This is a genomic window from Janthinobacterium sp. 1_2014MBL_MicDiv (assembly GCF_001865675.1).
GTDB lineage: Bacteria > Pseudomonadota > Gammaproteobacteria > Burkholderiales > Burkholderiaceae_D > Janthinobacterium.
Genome location: NZ_CP011319.1, coordinates 3,757,595 through 3,773,097 on the forward strand (window position 1 = coordinate 3,757,595; position 15,503 = coordinate 3,773,097).

Annotated in this window: 16 protein-coding genes; 8 read left to right on the forward strand and 8 right to left on the reverse strand. The window is 67.3% G+C overall.

The features are described from left to right. Positions 1-2 precede the first annotated feature (2 nt). A complete protein-coding gene (gene pdxR / locus YQ44_RS16230; protein ID WP_071324274.1) occupies positions 3-1,490 on the reverse strand; it encodes a MocR-like pyridoxine biosynthesis transcription factor PdxR in 1,488 nt (495 codons plus the stop codon). Further along, positions 1,487-2,428 (reverse strand): hypothetical protein, encoded by a 942-nt coding sequence (locus tag YQ44_RS16235; protein ID WP_071324275.1) that lies wholly within the window; start codon positions 2,426-2,428, stop codon positions 1,487-1,489. The genes pdxR and YQ44_RS16235 overlap by 4 nt, the downstream gene beginning before the upstream one ends. A 163-nt stretch (positions 2,429-2,591) precedes the next feature. Between YQ44_RS16235 and YQ44_RS16240 the strand changes: the two genes are divergently transcribed. Together YQ44_RS16240 and YQ44_RS16245 are read left to right on the forward strand one after the other, a co-directional pair. Further along, entirely contained in the window at positions 2,592-3,059 is a 468-nt protein-coding gene (locus tag YQ44_RS16240) for an META domain-containing protein (protein ID WP_071324276.1), read from the forward strand. A gap of 55 nt (positions 3,060-3,114) precedes the next feature. Next, positions 3,115-3,825 carry an HAD-IA family hydrolase gene (locus YQ44_RS16245; RefSeq protein WP_071324277.1) on the forward strand — a complete coding sequence of 237 codons (711 nt, stop codon included), beginning with the start codon at positions 3,115-3,117 and terminating at the stop codon, positions 3,823-3,825. Here the strand turns inward: YQ44_RS16245 and YQ44_RS16250 are convergent. Genes YQ44_RS16250 through ssuE form a run of 5 tightly spaced genes read right to left on the reverse strand, consistent with a single transcriptional unit; the run spans position 3,782 to position 8,260 of the window. Continuing rightward, positions 3,782-4,612 (reverse strand): ATP-binding cassette domain-containing protein, encoded by an 831-nt coding sequence (locus YQ44_RS16250; RefSeq protein ID WP_071326552.1) that lies wholly within the window; start codon positions 4,610-4,612, stop codon positions 3,782-3,784. The genes YQ44_RS16245 and YQ44_RS16250 overlap by 44 nt on opposite strands. A gap of 17 nt (positions 4,613-4,629) precedes the next feature. After that, a complete protein-coding gene (gene ssuC / locus YQ44_RS16255; protein WP_071324278.1) occupies positions 4,630-5,421 on the reverse strand; it encodes an aliphatic sulfonate ABC transporter permease SsuC in 792 nt (263 codons plus the stop codon). 1 nt (position 5,422) lies between these two features. Continuing rightward, complete coding sequence (ssuD, locus tag YQ44_RS16260; protein ID WP_071324279.1) at positions 5,423-6,583, reverse strand: FMNH2-dependent alkanesulfonate monooxygenase; 1,161 nt, start codon at positions 6,581-6,583, stop codon at positions 5,423-5,425. 33 nt (positions 6,584-6,616) lie between these two features. Further along, positions 6,617-7,615, reverse strand: coding sequence for a sulfonate ABC transporter substrate-binding protein (locus YQ44_RS16265; RefSeq protein ID WP_071324280.1), 999 nt, complete (start codon positions 7,613-7,615; stop codon positions 6,617-6,619). Between the two features lie 24 nt (positions 7,616-7,639). Then, complete coding sequence (ssuE, locus tag YQ44_RS16270; protein ID WP_071324281.1) at positions 7,640-8,260, reverse strand: NADPH-dependent FMN reductase; 621 nt, start codon at positions 8,258-8,260, stop codon at positions 7,640-7,642. 262 nt (positions 8,261-8,522) lie between these two features. Here ssuE and YQ44_RS16275 point away from each other — a divergent pair, with 262 nt between their 5' ends. The 6 genes from YQ44_RS16275 to YQ44_RS16300 all read left to right on the forward strand — a co-directional run bounded on the left by YQ44_RS16275 (position 8,523) and on the right by YQ44_RS16300 (position 14,415). Next, entirely contained in the window at positions 8,523-9,737 is a 1,215-nt protein-coding gene (locus tag YQ44_RS16275; RefSeq protein WP_071324282.1) for an acyl-CoA dehydrogenase family protein, read from the forward strand. A gap of 21 nt (positions 9,738-9,758) precedes the next feature. Then, a complete protein-coding gene (locus YQ44_RS16280) occupies positions 9,759-10,586 on the forward strand; it encodes a MetQ/NlpA family ABC transporter substrate-binding protein (protein WP_071324283.1) in 828 nt (275 codons plus the stop codon). Between the two features lie 3 nt (positions 10,587-10,589). Continuing rightward, a complete protein-coding gene (locus YQ44_RS16285) occupies positions 10,590-11,981 on the forward strand; it encodes an LLM class flavin-dependent oxidoreductase (protein ID WP_071324284.1) in 1,392 nt (463 codons plus the stop codon). A 75-nt stretch (positions 11,982-12,056) separates the two neighbouring features. Beyond that, entirely contained in the window at positions 12,057-12,860 is an 804-nt protein-coding gene (locus YQ44_RS16290; RefSeq protein ID WP_071326553.1) for a hypothetical protein, read from the forward strand. 65 nt (positions 12,861-12,925) lie between these two features. Next, on the forward strand, positions 12,926-13,852 hold the full coding sequence (gene bla, locus YQ44_RS16295) for a subclass B3 metallo-beta-lactamase (RefSeq protein WP_071324285.1): 927 nt from the start codon (positions 12,926-12,928) through the stop codon (positions 13,850-13,852). An 83-nt stretch (positions 13,853-13,935) separates the two neighbouring features. After that, positions 13,936-14,415, forward strand: coding sequence for an META domain-containing protein (locus YQ44_RS16300; protein WP_071324286.1), 480 nt, complete (start codon positions 13,936-13,938; stop codon positions 14,413-14,415). A 123-nt stretch (positions 14,416-14,538) separates the two neighbouring features. Here the strand turns inward: YQ44_RS16300 and epsC are convergent, their stop codons facing one another. Next, the gene (gene epsC, locus YQ44_RS16305; protein WP_071324287.1) at positions 14,539-15,492 is read right to left on the reverse strand and encodes a serine O-acetyltransferase EpsC; all 954 of its coding nucleotides are present in this window, start codon (positions 15,490-15,492) and stop codon (positions 14,539-14,541) included. Between the last annotated feature and the right edge of the window lie 11 nt (positions 15,493-15,503).

A 15,503-nucleotide genomic window follows, 5' to 3' on the forward strand; every position in this document is an offset into this window, starting at 1 on the left:
TCTCAACCCAGTGCGCGCGCCAGGCGGGCGATGCCGCTGTCGATCTCGTGCGGGCTCAACGCTGCAAAACCCAGCAGCCAGCCACCGCGGGCCGGCGGCCGCGCATACAGGCGGCTCAGGCCCGGCAGCACGATGCCGGCCCGCGCCGCCAGGCGTATCGTCTCCGGCTCCGCCCTGCCCTCGTGCAGCAGGCAGGGCATCTGCAAGCCGCCCGGTGGCAGCTGTGCCGCGACGACGTGCGGCAGATGCCGCTGCACGGCCCGCGCCATCGCATCGCGGCGCACGGCGTAGACTTTGCGCATGGCGCGCAGATGGGCCGCGAAATGGCCATCGGCGATGAAACGGGCCAGCGTCAGCTGGTCCAGCTGCGGCGTATGCCCGTCGAGGATGCTGCGCGCGGCCGTCATCGGCGCGACGAGGGCCGGCGGCAGCACCATGTAGCCGATGCGCAGGCCCGGATACAGCGACTTGGCGAAGGTGCCCAGATAAATCGTGCGCTGCTGCCGGTCCAGCCCCTGCACGCAGGCCGTCGGCAAGCCCGCGTAGTGAAACTGGCTGTCGTAATCGTCTTCGATGATCCAGCCCTGCCGCTCGGCGGCCCAGGCGGTCAGCGCGAGGCGGCGCTCGAGCGCCAGGGTGACGCCCGTCGGATACTGGTGCGACGGCGTCACATACACCGTGTTGGCGCCGCTGCGGTCGGCGCGCAGGCTGTCCATGCACAGGCCGTGCGCATCAACGGGCACGGGAACCACCGCCAATTGCGCCATCTCGAAGGCCTTGCGCGCGCCGAAATAGCCGGGGTCTTCCATCAGGATCGGACCATGCGCGTCGGCCAGCACCTGCGCGCACAGGTACAGGGCCTGGCGCGTGCTGCTCAGCACCAGCACCTGGCCGGCCGTGGCCCGCGCGCCCCGCTCCAGGTTGACATAGTCGGCGATGGCCTGGCGCAGCGGCTGCGCGCCCTGCGGGTCGCCGTGCAGCAGCATGCTGGCACGGTGTTCGCCCGCGGCCTGGCGCCGCAGCCGCTCCCACACATCGACGGGAAAGGCGCGCGTTTCCGGCAAGCCCGTGGCAAACGCCTTCACGCTTTGCTGGTCGGCCACACCGCCGCTGGCGAGCATCTGTGCGCCCCTGGCGCTGAGCGCTACCGGTGGCGCAGGCAGGGCTGGCCGCGCCGCCGACGGTGCGTGCCTGCCTGCGCCCAGCAAGCTGGCGCCCATCGATTCCGAGACAAAACTGCCCGCTCCCGCCTGGCGCCGCACATAGCCGTCCAGGCGCAGCTGCGCATACGCCATTTCCAGCGTGTCGCGCGACACGCCCAGCGATTGCGCCAGCGCCCGCGTCGCAGGCAGGCGCAGGCCGGGCGCCAGCACGCCATCGAGTATCAGCTGGCGCAAGGCGCGCTGCACGCGCACGCGCAAGTCGAGCGCCGCCAGTTCGGGAGCGGCGAGACGGATTTTCAGGGTGTCGAGCTCGAACCGCGCCGTCATGTCGCCTTCGGCCCGGCGCCGGCGGCCGCCACGGCGGCCATGCTGCTGGCGTGCGAAAAGCCGTGCTGCTGCAGCACGGCCACCAGCTGCTCGCTGGCGCAGCCCAGGCGCAGGTTTTCCGCCACCCAGTCCTGCCACTCGCGGCTGACGTCCGGCATGGGCTCGGGCGCCAGAGCAAGGCCGAGTATGCATTGGGCCAGCAAGCCGTTGATGCGCTTCGTGTCGATCAGATGCTGCACCACCGCGTGGCCCGAATGGGGAAACGGATGCAGGGTGCAGTTGCCAAAGGCGGCCAGGCGCTGCGCGTGCATGGCGTCAAGGTTCACCGATTCGCTGGCACTGGCGCCCGCATTGGCGACGTCGGGCCGCGTGCCGAACACCAGGTGCAGCTGCGTATCGGCCGTCGCCCTGGCGCGGCACAGGGCGGCCAGGTCGTAGTAGCCCGAGCGTGGCGGGTCCTGCGCCAGCGACTCCATCACGGACAGCCAGCGCAGCTCGTGATACAGGCGCGCCTGCTCCACGTCAAGGAAGGACAACGGGCCGAAGGCGACGATCTGCTGCGCCTCGAGCAGCAAGCCATACATGACGGCCGCGTACGCGCCCATGGACTGGCCGAGGGTGGTGACCTGACTCGGTGCGATGCTGCGCACGAGGTCGCGCAAGGCTTGCGCCGTCTCGTCCACATGGCTGCCCAGGCCGGCGATGCGGCGGTGATACCAGGCGTTGCCCGAATCGCGCACGAGTATCTTGTTCAGATGCTGCCCGCTGGCCTGCTCCAGCTTTTTCAGCCTGCCGTAAAAGTCGAAGGCCGGACGCGTCGTCCACGAAACGAAGCCGAAGGCGATGACCAGCGGCGCGCCGGGCACGATGCGGTCCACCAGCACATCGTCGCCAGTGGTGGCGACCAGTCGATTATCCAGCGCTTGCGCTTGCAGCATCGGCCAGGCTCCCCGATCAAGGTTGAAACAGCAGAAAGCATGAGTTTAATGCCAGGACTGGCAAAATGGAAACATTTGCCGCAGCGGTACGCAGGCCGGTGCGGGAAAACTGCTAGTCTTGCGAACATTTCCCTTGAATACCCCTTTTACACAGGAGACTTCCATGCTGCATCGCCTCACGCATCGCCTCAAATACCTGCCCCTCGCGGCCGCCATCGCCATGGCCGGCGGCTGCGCCGTGACGAACGACGGCGCCGCGCCGGGCACCGACCTGACGCCCAGCTACAGCCTGACGAACACCTACTGGAAGCTGACGGAGCTCGATGGCGCCCCGGTGGTCATGGCGCCGGAGCAGGAACGCGAAGTGCGCATCACCCTCACCGACGAGGGCAGGGTCCACGGATTCACGGGCTGCAACCAGGTCATGGGCGGCTACACGCTGGACGGCACGGCCCTGCGCTTCACGCAACTGGCCGGCACCCGCATGGCGTGCCCGCCGCCTTTGATGCAGCTGGAAGGCGCCGTACTGGCCAAACTGAACAGCGTGACCGGCTACCGCTTCGATGGCGAATTCCTGGTCCTGCTCAAGGATGGCGCGCCCGTGGCCAGGTTTGAATCGGTCTACCTGTGAAATAAAAATCGACTGCCGTTACAATGGCTTCCAGCCCATCTTTTGGAAGGAAGCCATGTCCGCCCTGCCCTCGCCGTCGTCTCCATCACTGCCATCGGCCGCCGGCCGCTACCGGGCTTTTCTGTTCGACATGGACGGCACCGTCATCAATTCCATCGCCGCCGCCGAACGCATCTGGGGCACGTGGGCGCAGCGCCAGGGACTCGACGTGGCGGCCTTCCTGCCCACCATCCATGGCGCGCGCTCGGTCGACACCATTGCCAGGCTGCGCCTGCCCGGCATCGACGCGCAGCGCGAGTCGCAGGGCATCACGGATGCGGAAATCATCGATGTGGACGGGATTGTCGAAGTGGCGGGCGCCGGGCGTTTTTTGCAGTCGCTGCCGCCGGCGCAATGGGCCATCGTCACCTCGGCGCCCAAGGCGCTGGCCACGGCGCGGCTGAAGGCGGCCGGCATGCCGATACCGGCCATCATGGTGACGGCCGAAGACGTCAAGGCGGGCAAGCCGAAACCCGATTGCTACCTGCTGGCGGCTGAAAAGCTGGGCGTGGCGCCCTCTGACTGCCTGGTGTTCGAAGATGCCTCGGTCGGCATCGAGGCGGGCGAAGCGGCTGGCGCGAAAGTCGTCGTCGTCACCGCCACGCATGCGCACCCGCTGGCCACGCGCCACCCGGCCATCGCCAGCTACGAGGGCATCGTGGCGACGGTCGATGCCGACGGTTTCATCGTACTGGCGGAGTCGGTTGCAGCACCCGCGACAAGATAGCCTGCTCCAGCGCGGCGAAGGCCGCATGGCCGCGCTGGCGCGGGCGCGGCAAGTCCACCTGCACATCCAGCGTGATCTGCCCCTCCTCGATCAGCAGCACGCGGTCGGCCAGGGCCACCGCTTCGGCCACGTCGTGCGTCACCAGCACGGCCGTAAAGCCGCGCGCCAGCCACAGCGACTCGATCAGCTGCTGCATCTCGATGCGCGTGAGGGCGTCGAGCGCGCCAAGCGGCTCGTCGAGCAGCAGCAATTGCGGCTCGTGCACGAGGGCGCGCGCCAGCGCCACGCGCTGCTTCTGCCCGCCCGACAGGGCCGCCGGCCAGTCGTCCGCGCGCTCGGCCAGGCCCACCGTCCATAGCGAGGCGGCCGCCGCGCCGATGGAACGGGGCAAGCCCAGGGCCACGTTGTCGAGCACCGTCTTCCACGGCAGCAGCCGCGATTCCTGGAACATGATGCGGATATCGGGGGCGCCGACGCCGCTGCCGATGTCGACCGTCCCTTCATCGATGCTTTCCAGGCCCGCGATCGAACGCAGCAAGGTGCTCTTGCCGCAGCCGCTGCGCCCCACGATGGCGACAAACTCGCCCGCTTCCAGCTGCAGGTCGACGTTTTTCAGCACGGGACGGCTGGTGTAGGACTTGCTCAGCTTTGTCAACGCCAACGGCACGCCGCGGCGCTGCAAGGGCGCGGCGGGCGCCGTCTTCGCCTGCGGCGGCGCGCCGGCGGGGTCGTATTGCACGAAATGGGACAGGAAGTCCGTTTCGATCTGGATGGGGGCGAGCAGCATGGTGTCCTCTTCAGTCATTATCGGTAGGCGGGGTTCCAGCGCAGGCAGTGGCGTTCCAGCCGGCGCGAAAACAGATCGGCCAGTTTGCCCAGCAAGGCGTACAGCAAGATCCCCACCAGCACCACGTCCGTTTGCAGGAATTCGCGCGCATTCATGGTCATGTAGCCGATGCCGGCCTGCGCCGAGATGGTTTCGGCGACGATCAGCAGCACCCACACGAGGCCCAGCGAAAAGCGCACGCCGACCAGGATGGACGGCATGGCGGCCGGCAGGATCACGTCGCGGTACAGGGGCCAGCCGGACAGGCCGTAGCTTTTCGCCATTTCGATCAGGCCCTGGTCGGCCGAGCGGATGCCGTGGAAGGTGTTCAGGTAGACGGGAAAGAACACGCCGACGGCCAGCAGGAACAATTTGGCCGTCTCGTCGATGCCGAACCACAGGATCACCAGCGGGATCAGGGCCAGGGCCGGGATGTTGCGCACCATTTGCAGGGTGGTGTCGAGCAGGGTTTCCGCATGGCGGAAGCTGCCCGTCAACAGCCCGAGCAGCAAACCCAGCCCCGCGCCGATGACGAAGCCCACCGTCGCCCGCCACAAGCTCGTTTTCAGGTGCAGCCACAGCTCGCCCGACGCGGCCAGGCTCCAGAAGGCTTTCGCCACGGCCCACGGCTCGGGCAGGATGCGGCTCGACAGCCAGCCCCACTGCGACGCCAGCTGCCAGGCCAGCAGCAGCGCCACGGGCAGGGCCCACGGCGCCAAGCCATCGCGCCACGGCGTGCCGGGCGCGCGTTTGGCGATGCCGGCCGCCATCTCAGGCCGCCTTTTTCTGCGGCGCGGCCGGCACGATGTTGCTGGCCATGACTTCGCCGAAGGGGCCGCTCAAGGATTGCTCGCCCACGGCCTTGCCCTTGCCCAGCAGCGGGAATACCAGTTCGGCGAAGCGGTACGACTCTTCCAGGTGCGGATAGCCCGAGAAGATGAAGGTGTCGATGCCCAGGTCCGCGTACTCCTGCATGCGCGCCACCACGGTCGGGCCGTCGCCGACGAGGGCCGTGCCGGCGCCGCCGCGCACCAGCCCCACGCCGGCCCACAGGTTGGGCGACACTTCGAGCTTGTCGCGCCGCCCGCCATGCAGGGCCGCCATGCGCTGCTGGCCCACGGAATCCATCTTGCCGAAGGCCGCCTGCGCCTTGGCGATGATGTCGTCATCGAGATGGCTGATCAGTTCATCGGCCGCGCGCCAGGCCGCCTCGTTGGTGTCGCGCACGATCACGTGCAGGCGGATGCCGAAACGCACCGTGCGGCCTTTTTTCGCGGCGCGCGCGCGGATATCGGCGATCTTTTCCGCCACGGCGGCCGGCGGCTCGCCCCACGTCAGGTAGACGTCCATCTGCTCGGCCGCCAGTTCGTGCGCCGGCTCCGACGAGCCGCCGAAGTACAGGGGCGGATACGGTTTCTGCACGGGCGGATACAGGGTTTTCGCCCCCTTCACCTGGATATGCTTGCCCTCGAAATCGTAGCCGGCAGCGCCGCCCTCGCCGGCCAGCGTGGCGCGCCACACCTTGATGAATTCATCGGAGATTTCATAGCGTTTGGCGTGGTCGGCAAACAGGCCGTCCGCTTCCAGTTCGCCCTGGTCGCCGCCCGTAACGACATTGATCAAGAGGCGCCCGTTCGACAGCCGGTCGAAGGTGGAAGCCATGCGCACGGCCAGGCCGGGCGTGGACAGGCCGGGGCGGATGGCCACCAGGAATTTGAGCTTTTGCGTCACGCTGATCAATGACGAGGCCACCACCCAGGCGTCTTCGCAGGAGCGGCCCGTCGGCAGCAGCACGCCGTCGTAGCCCAGGGTATCGGCGGCGACGGCCACCTGGCGCAAGTAATCGGCATCGACGGGGCGCGCGCCCTGCGACGTGCCCAGGTAGCGGCTGTCGCCGTGGGTGGGGATAAACCAGAAGACATTCAATGACATGGTGCGCTTTCCTTTGCTTGTTTCTTTGCTTGTTTATTTGGTGCTGGTGGCCAGCTGGCGCGCCGGCAGCAGCGCGTCCTTGACGACGATGGGTTTCGGGATCAGCTTCAGGCTGGAGAACGCGTCCGCCACCCTTTGCTGCGAGGCGATGACGTCGACCGACACGGGTTTCACGCCGTAGGCATAGCGCGAGGCGGCCAGCGCCACGACATCCTTGCTCAAGCCCGTCTGCGCCGAAAGAATCGTCGCCACTTCGTCCGGGTTGTTGCGGCCCCAGTCATCGACCTTGGCCACTTCGTCAAGCACGATGCGCAGGATCTCGGGATTTTTTTCCGCATAGGTGCGCGACGCCAGGTAGAACTGGTAGTTCGCCACCAGCCCCTTGCCATCGGCCAGCACGCGGGCGCCCAGCTGCTTTTCGGCGGCAGCCAGGAACGGATCCCAGATGGCCCAGGCATCCACGCTGCCGCGCTCGAAGGCGGCGCGCGCATCGGCCGGCGGCAGGAACACGGGCTGGATGTCGGCATACACGACGCCGGCCTTTTCCAGCGCTTTCAACAGCAGGTAATGCACGTTCGATCCCTTGTTCAGGGCGATCTTCTTGCCTTTCAGGTCGGCCAGGGTGCGCAGGCCAGAGCCCTTGGGCACGACGATGGCTTCGCTGGCGGGCGACGCCGGCTCATTGCCGACGTACACCAGGTTGGCACCGGCCGCCTGCGCAAAGATGGGCGGCGCCTCGCCAACCGTGCCGAAGTCGATGCTGCCCACGTTCAAGCCTTCGAGCAGCACGGGGCCGGCCGGAAATTCCGTCCATTTCACGCCCACGCCCTGTTCGGCCAGACGCTTTTCCAGCGTGCCGCGGCCCTTGAGCAAGGTCAATGTGCCGTATTTCTGGTAGCCGATGCGTACCTCCCCCCTGGCTTGGGCCTGCGCCGTCACCGGCATGCCGGCCGCCATCACGCCGGCAGCGGCGGCGAACAGCAGGCCCAGGGTGGTACGGCGCGAGAGGCGTTGTGCGTGGCGGTGTGTCATGGCGTTTCCTTGGTCGGTGAATAGTCAGGCGGCTTGAAACCGGGGAGCGTAAGGCTGGTCCTGCAGCGAACGGACGGGCACCGCAATATCGGCTGGCGCGGAAGGACGCCGGCCCTGCAGCACGAACAGGCCGGCCGACAGTTCCTCGATGCCGGCCTGCACGCGCGCGGCGATCGGCGCATCCAGGCTCAGGCCCCGTTCTTCATGCCAGTCCAGCTGTTGCGAATTGGCGTAAATGCTGGTGAAGACCTGCTTGGCGCCCAGCGCATGGAGCACGGGACGCAGCGCATAGTCGAGCGCCAGGGTGTGGGCGTGGCCGCCGCCCGTGGCCAGCGGCAGCACCAGCTTGCCGGCCAGGCCATCTTGCGGCAGCAGGTCCAGGAAGGCTTTCAGCAGGCCTGTATAGGACGCCTTGTAGATGGGCGTGGCGATGACGATGGCATCGGCGTCGGCCACGGCGCGCACGGCGCGGGCGATCGTCACGTCGTCATAGTCGGCCAGCAGCAAGGCGCGCGCCGGCAGGTCGCGCACATGCAGCTTGGCGTAGCTGTGGCCCTGCAGCGCCAGCTGGTCGCCGATATGCAGCAGCAAGCGGCTGGAACTCGATGGTAGCTGGGGGCTACCGCCCAATAACAAGATGCTCATGTAATGCCCGTCCCTGTGCGTTATCGAAAGTGCGAAAGTGGATCTGCCCGGATGCTTGCAGCCTATCGCCATCAGGACTCCGGCAAAACGAATGCTTTCGCGCTTCGATATGCGTTTTCCGACTATCCGCGCCTGACGCCCCGCAAGACATGCCGCAGGCGCCCGCGCGGCTTTTTCCGCATATGCATGCGCGGTTTTCTTCGTGTACGGCGCTCGCCTGGCGGTGCAATATCGGCTGCATCGTCTTTCTGGAATTTCGCCAATGCCTACCGCCTTCCTCCACGCCACCCGCCCCGCCATCCCCACGCCGGAACCACTGCAGGACGCCATCGGCATCGCCACGTCGCTGGCCGCGCGCCTGGCCGAAACGGCGAATGCCCGCGACCAGGCCGGCGGCCATGCGGCACAGGAGCGCGAATGGCTGCGCGATTCAGGCTTGCTGACGTTATCGATCCCCGTGGAATTCGGCGGCCAGGGCGCGTCCTGGCCCCTCGTGTACCAGGTGATCCGCATCCTGGCGCGCGCCGACAGCGCGCTGGCGCACGTCTTCGGCTTTCACCATTTGCAGCTGGCCGGCCTGCAGCTGTACGGCAGCGCGCAGCAGCAGCGCCGCCTGCTCACGCTCACCGTCGACGAGCGCCTGTTCTGGGGCAATGCATTGAATCCGCTCGACAAGCGCGTCACCGCCATCGACACCGAAGACGGCTACCTTCTCGATGGCGTCAAGAGCTTTTCCTCCGGCTCGGTCGGTTCCGACTGGCTGACCGTCTCCGCCTGGCACGCGCCCACGCAGACGGCGCTGATCGCCGCCCTGCCCACGCGCCAGGACGGCCTGACCGTGCAGGCGGACTGGGACGCCTTCGGCCAGCGCCAGACGGACAGCGGCAATGTGCATTTCCAGGGCGTCGCCCTGCCGCGGGAGCTGGTGCTGCAGGCGCCCGCGCAGGCGGCCACGCCGCAAGCCACCGTGCGCTCGCAGATCGCGCAGCTGATCATGGCCAACCTGTACCTGGGCATCGCCGAAGGTGCGTTCGAGGCGGCGCGCCGCTATACGGGCGAGCAGGCGAAGGCCTGGTTCGCCTCCGGCGTGGCGCAGGCCACGGACGATCCCCTGGTACAGCACCGCTACGGCCAGCTATGGCTGCTGCTGCGTCCCGCGCAGGTGCTGGCCGACGCGGCGGCGCAGGAGCTGGAAAGCGTATTTCGCAAGGGACCGCTGGTGACGGCGCGCGAACGGGGATTGCTGGCCGTGGCCGTGGCCGAAGCCAAGTGCCTGGCGCACAAGGCGGGACTGGAGATCAGCAGCCAGATGTTCGAACTGACGGGCGCCCGCTCCACCTCGGCCCGGTATGGCTACGACCGCTACTGGCGCAACGTGCGCGTGCATACCCTGCACGACCCCATCGACTACAAGCTGCGCGACCTGGGACGCTTTGCCCTGAACGGCACCGTGCCCGAGCCGACGGCTTATTCCTGATTCACCCACCAAGGAGCCACCATGACCATCGCCCGCCGCAGCATCGTTCTCACCGCCCTGGCACTCGCCCTGTCCAGCGGCTTCGCCCACGCCAAGGATCCCAAGGACATCACCATCGGCACCAGCGCCGGGCCATATGCGGACCAGATCAAGCTGGGCATCAAGCCTATCCTGGAAAAACAGGGTTACAAGGTCAAGCTGGTCGAATTCAACGACTACATCCAGCCCAATTTCGCGCTGGCCGAGGGCTCGCTGGACGCCAACGTCTTCCAGCACATCGTCTACCTGAAGAAATTCGCGCAGGAGCACAAGCTGGCCCTGACGGACCTGATCACGATACCCACGGCGCCGATCGCCATCTACAGCAAGAAGCACAAGACGCTCGACGACGTGAAGGAAGGCACGACGGTAGGCTTGCCGAACGACCCGACCAACCAGGCGCGCGCGCTGGTGCTGCTCGACCAATTGAAATGGATCAAGCTGCGCGACAATTTCGACCCCGTGCGCGCGTCGGAAAAGGATATCGCCGTCAACACGAAGAAAATCAAGCTGCTGCCGCTGGAAGCGGCGCAGCTGCCACGTTCGCTGGGCGACACCGATTACTCTTTCATCAACGGCAATTACGCGCTGGCGTCCGGGCTGAAACTGACGGACGCGCTGGTGGCCGAGAAAATCTCGCCCAACTACATCAACCTGGTGGCCGTGCGCACGGCCGACAAGGACAAGCAGTTCGCGAAAGACCTGGCGGCCGCCTACCGCTCGCGCGAATTCCTCGACATCACCAACAAGCACTTTGCCGGCTACTCGAAACCCGACTACCAGCAAGCCTTGCAGACGGCGGCGAAGTAAGCCATGAGCAAGACCATACGCTTCAACGCCTTCCAGATGAATACCGTCGGCCACCAGTCGCCGGGACTGTGGACGCATGCGCGCGACCGCAGCCACCGCTACACCGATCCCGGGCACTGGACGGAACTGGCGCGGCTGCTGGAAGCGGGCCTGTTCGACGCGGTGTTCCTGGCCGACGTGCTGGGCGTGTATGACGTGTACCGGGGCAGCCTCGATGCAGCCCTGGAACACGGCGTGCAGGTGCCGCTGAACGACACGCTGGCGCTCGTGCCCATCATGGCGCAAGCCACCACGCACCTGGGCTTCGGCGTCACCTGCGCCCTCACCTACGAACACCCGTACACGTTCGCTCGCCGCATTTCCACGCTCGATCACCTGACGGGCGGGCGCATCGGCTGGAATATCGTCACCGGCTACCTCGATAGCGCGGCGCGCAACCTGGGACTGCAGCAGCAGCTGGGACACGACGAACGCTACGACCTGGCCGACGAATACCTCGACGTCGTCTACAAGCTGTGGGAAAAAAGCTGGGACGACGACGCCGTCGTCAACGACAAAACGCGCGGCATCTATGCCGATCCCGCCAGAGTCCACCCGATCAACCATGCCGGGCGCCACTACCAGGTGCCCGGCATCCATTTGTGCGAACCGTCGCCGCAGCGCACGCCGCTGCTGTACCAGGCGGGCACCTCGCCGCGCGGCACGCGCTTTGCTGCGCGCCATGCGGAAGCGACCTTCGTCAGTGGCCCCAGCAAGACGGTGGTGAAGCGCTACGCCGACGAGCTGCGCGCCGCCGTGCGCCTGGCGGGACGCGACGGCGACGCGCTGCTGATCTACGCGCAGGCGCTGGTCATCACGGGCGCCACCGAAGCCGAGGCGCGCGCCAAGCACGCCGACTACCTGCGCCACGTGAACATCGAAGCGGCGCTGGTGCTGCTGTCCGGCTGGACGGGCGTCGATTTCAGCCGCTATCCGCTCGACGCCACCATCGAATACATCGACTCCGAGGCGGGCCGCTCGGCGCTGGCCTCGTTCAGCCAGGCCGACCCCGATCGCCGCTGGACGGTGCGCGAGGCGGCCGAATACATCGGCCTGGGCGGGCGCGGCCCCGTCATCGTCGGCGATGCGCGCCAGGTGGCCGACCAGCTGGAGGCATGGACAGATGAAACGGGCATCGACGGCTTCAATCTCGCCTTCGCCGTGGCGCACGACAGCATGGCCGACGTGGTCGCCCACATCGTGCCCGAACTGCAGCAGCGCGGGCGCTACCGCACCAGCTACGACGACGGCACCTTGCGCCACAAGGTGTTTGGCCACGGCCCGCGCCTGCCGGCCGGCCACGCGGGGCGCCAGGTCAGCATCGCGCCGGACAACGCCACCCTGGCAGCTGCCTGAACGCCAGGTGGCGGGGCAGTGACAAGCCCTGCCATTCATGTTAGCTTGCCGTGTTAATAATACATGGGCAAGTGCGTGCATTCCTTTTCTTCTCCAGGCAAACCAGCGCCCCTCCTCGCCTGCGGCGTCCTGGCCGCCAGCCTGCTGTGCGGTGGCCAGGCCGCCGCGCAAAACGACGGGCGGGCCGCGCCGGCCGACACCAGCCAGTCCATCCACGTCAGCAGCATACGCGACCCGGAAATCACATCCTACCGCGCGATGGCGGCCGGCCTCGATGCCTTTGACGACCACCATGCAATGGCGCCCATGGCACGCGAAGTGCGCTTCCGGCTCATTCCCGGCCCCGGCATCGCGACCGATGCCCTGCGGGACGCAACCTTGCGCATCGTCGGCAACGAGACGGCGATCAGCGTACCCCTGTCTGCCGATGGCAGCTTTGTGCTGCCCCGCAGCGCGCAAGCCGACAGCGACGACGCGGACCTGGTCACCAACCAGAAAAAAGACCGGTTCCGCTGGCAGGCCAGCGTGCGCAGCGACGACGTACCGCCCGGCATGCGCCGCCTGGGCGACCTGCGCCTGCAATGCCAGGTAAGCAGCGCGATTGCCAGGAAAGAAATGCCGTTCTGGCTACGCGCCCTTGTCGCCGCCAAGCTGCGCGGCACCGACTGGTGCGCCGCCGGCAAGCTCAAGATGGGCACGTACAGCGATCCGGCCATCGCCAGCGCCACCCTGCTCGATGGCGTGCGCCGCATCGCGCTGCCGGTGAACGATACGGGCACGTCCTTCCAGGCCCCCCTGGGCGACAGCCGCTATACGGACGATACCCTGATCGAACTGGTGTACCTCGATGGCGCCGGTGCGCCGCCCGCATCCTTGTGACCATTTGCGTCGCGCCCTGTTCCGTGTCAGCATACGCCACCTTGGCAACACGGATAAGGACTGCAATGCCCCTCACATCTCCACGCGCGCTGGCCGGCCACGGCGCTCTCGCCCTGGCCCTGCTGCTGGCCGGCCAGGCCTCCGTGGCGCTGGCGCAGGTTCCCGCCACAGCGGCCACGCCCGGCTGCGAAGTCTGCGCCGCCTGGAACGCCGACCAGGCGCCGTTCCGCATCTTCGGCAATACCTATTATGTGGGCGTCAAGGGCCTCAGCTCCGTGCTCGTCACGTCGCCGCAAGGCCATGTGCTGATCGACGGCGGCTTGCCGGAATCGGCGCAAAAGATCATCGCCAACATCGCCGCGCTGGGTTTCCGCATCGAGGACGTCAAGCTGATCCTCAATTCGCACGGCCATATCGACCATGCGGGCGGCCTGGCCGAGCTGCAGCGGCGCAGCAATGCGCTGGTGGCCGCCAGCCCGTCGGCCGCACTGGACCTGGCGTCCGGCGAAGTGGGGCCGGACGACCCGCAATACCATGCGCTGCCCAAGTACCCGCCCGTGAAGGACATGCGCCTGGCGCGCGACGGCAGCCATTTCGACGTCGGCCCCGTCAACCTGACGGCGCACGCCACGCCGGGCCACACGCCCGGAGGCCTGAGCTGGACGTGGCAATCGTGCGACGGTCCGCGCTGCCTGAACATGGTGTACGCGGACAGCCTCAATGCCGTCTCGCGCCCCGGCTTCAAGTTCAGCGCCAGCAGCGAGTATCCGCAGGCGCTGGCCGACTTGCGCCACAGCTTCGAGACGCTGGAAAAGCTGCCGTGCGACGTGCTGATCTCGGCCCACCCGGAAGCGTCGCAATTGTGGCAGCGGCTGGAGGCCAGTGCGACGGCAGGCAGCGAAGCCTTCGTCGACCCGCAGGCCTGCCGCGCCTACGTGGCGGCCGCGCGCACCCTGCTCGAAGCGCGCCTGGAGCAGGAAAAGCAGGAATGAGCTTGTCAACCGTGCACGCTGGCGCGGCGCCTATCTGCTAATCTGGCGCCATTCTGTTACCCCTGATTTCATAAGGAATTGCCATGTTCAAGATCGCCACCCTGATTCCCCTGGCCGCCATCGTCGCCTTCACGGCCGGCTGCGCGCAAACCCCGGTGCGCAGCGATGCCGCCGCCGCGGCGCCCGGCGCCACCTCGCCCGCCAGGCCGGCGCCGAAACTGACGGACACGCAGTGGAAGCTGAAGGAATTGAAGGGCAAGAAAATCGTGCGCAAGGCGCCCGAACAGCGCGACGTGACCCTGCTGCTGGCCGAAGGCCGCGCCGGTGGCCACAGCGGCTGCAACCAGATGATGGGCGGCTACACCAGCGATGGCGTCAGCACCCTGAGCTTTGGCCAGATGGCCGGCACCATGATGATGTGCCAGCCGCAGGACATGGAGCTCGAGCGCGAACTGCTGACCACCCTGGGCGAAGTCAATGGCTACCGCTATGCCGACCAGGAATTGCTGTTGCTGAAGGATGGCGTGCCCGTGGCGCGCTATGAAGCGCTGACGGTGAAGTAAAACCCGCACTCCCGCATGTGAAGAGTGCCCGAAAAACGTTCAGGGCAAGGCGCGGCGCCGCAGGCAGTACGCTAGTACGCCAAGGCGCTGCAACGCTGTCATGGACGTTTTCTCGGCCACTCTTCAGTCATTGCGCATCTGCGCCTGCGATACATTGCTCTCCGGCGGCACGCTCTGCGTCAGCCACACATTCCCCCCGATGGTCGACCCCGCGCCGATGGTGATGCGCCCCAGCACCGTCGCGCCCGCGTATATCACCACGTCGTCCTCGACGATGGGATGGCGCGGCGTGCCCTTGATCAGCGCACCGCTGGCATCTGCCGGGAAGCGCTTGGCGCCCAGGGTGACGGCCTGGTACAGGCGCACCCGCTGGCCGATGATGGCCGTCTCGCCGATCACCACCCCCGTGCCATGGTCGATGAAGAACGACGCGCCGATATGCGCGCCCGGGTGGATGTCGATGCCGGTCAGGGTATGCGCGATGTCGGCGATCAGGCGCGCGAGGAACGGTGCACCCAGCGCATGCAGGCGGTGCGCCAGGCGGTGGTACAGGATGGCGATGGTGCCCGGATAGCACAGCATGATCTCGGCCACCGAGGTGGCGGCCGGATCGCCCGCGTAGGCGGCCTGCACGTCCGACACCAGCAGCGCGCGGATGTCGGGCAGGCTGGCGGCGAACGCGCGCGTGATGTCGCGCGCCTGCTGCGCCAGCGCCGCGTCGTCGCTGGCGGCATCGCCCTCGTCGCCGGCGGGCACGGCGTGAGCCGGGGCAGAAAACAGCAGGCCGCGCCGCACCTGCTCGCTGAGGCGGTTCAGGGTGGTGTTCAGGGTATCGCCGACAAAGTAGTCGATGCTTTCATCGGTCAGGTTGGGCCGCCCGTAATGGGTGGGGAACAGGGCCGCCGACAAGCCGTTGACGATGGTGGTCAGGGCTTCGCGCGACGGCAGTTCGCGCACCCTGCCGTTATGGCGGATCTTGTGCTTTTCCTCGCGCGAGGTGCGCAGCGCCTGGATCACGGGACCCAGGTTCCACTGGACCGTGTCGTCGGCGGGTGCTGCGGGACAGATGCTGTGCATGGGGACTCACT

What these genes read in the sequence shown, in the direction of transcription:
- ssuE (WP_071324281.1), bottom strand. Translation starts at nt 8,260, where the DNA reads ATGAGCATCTTGTTATTGGGCGGTAGCCCCCAGCTACCATCGAGTTCC.
- epsC (WP_071324287.1), bottom strand. Translation starts at nt 15,492, where the DNA reads ATGCACAGCATCTGTCCCGCAGCACCCGCCGACGACACGGTCCAGTGG.
- YQ44_RS16285 (WP_071324284.1), top strand. Translation starts at nt 10,590, where the DNA reads ATGAGCAAGACCATACGCTTCAACGCCTTCCAGATGAATACCGTCGGC.
- YQ44_RS16280 (WP_071324283.1), top strand. Translation starts at nt 9,759, where the DNA reads ATGACCATCGCCCGCCGCAGCATCGTTCTCACCGCCCTGGCACTCGCC.
- YQ44_RS16245 (WP_071324277.1), top strand. Translation starts at nt 3,115, where the DNA reads ATGTCCGCCCTGCCCTCGCCGTCGTCTCCATCACTGCCATCGGCCGCC.
- YQ44_RS16275 (WP_071324282.1), top strand. Translation starts at nt 8,523, where the DNA reads ATGCCTACCGCCTTCCTCCACGCCACCCGCCCCGCCATCCCCACGCCG.
- ssuD (WP_071324279.1), bottom strand. Translation starts at nt 6,583, where the DNA reads ATGTCATTGAATGTCTTCTGGTTTATCCCCACCCACGGCGACAGCCGC.
- ssuC (WP_071324278.1), bottom strand. Translation starts at nt 5,421, where the DNA reads ATGGCGGCCGGCATCGCCAAACGCGCGCCCGGCACGCCGTGGCGCGAT.
- YQ44_RS16265 (WP_071324280.1), bottom strand. Translation starts at nt 7,615, where the DNA reads ATGACACACCGCCACGCACAACGCCTCTCGCGCCGTACCACCCTGGGC.
- YQ44_RS16250 (WP_071326552.1), bottom strand. Translation starts at nt 4,612, where the DNA reads ATGCTGCTCGCCCCCATCCAGATCGAAACGGACTTCCTGTCCCATTTC.
- pdxR (WP_071324274.1), bottom strand. Translation starts at nt 1,490, where the DNA reads ATGACGGCGCGGTTCGAGCTCGACACCCTGAAAATCCGTCTCGCCGCT.
- YQ44_RS16300 (WP_071324286.1), top strand. Translation starts at nt 13,936, where the DNA reads ATGTTCAAGATCGCCACCCTGATTCCCCTGGCCGCCATCGTCGCCTTC.
- bla (WP_071324285.1), top strand. Translation starts at nt 12,926, where the DNA reads ATGCCCCTCACATCTCCACGCGCGCTGGCCGGCCACGGCGCTCTCGCC.
- YQ44_RS16235 (WP_071324275.1), bottom strand. Translation starts at nt 2,428, where the DNA reads ATGCTGCAAGCGCAAGCGCTGGATAATCGACTGGTCGCCACCACTGGC.
- YQ44_RS16240 (WP_071324276.1), top strand. Translation starts at nt 2,592, where the DNA reads ATGCTGCATCGCCTCACGCATCGCCTCAAATACCTGCCCCTCGCGGCC.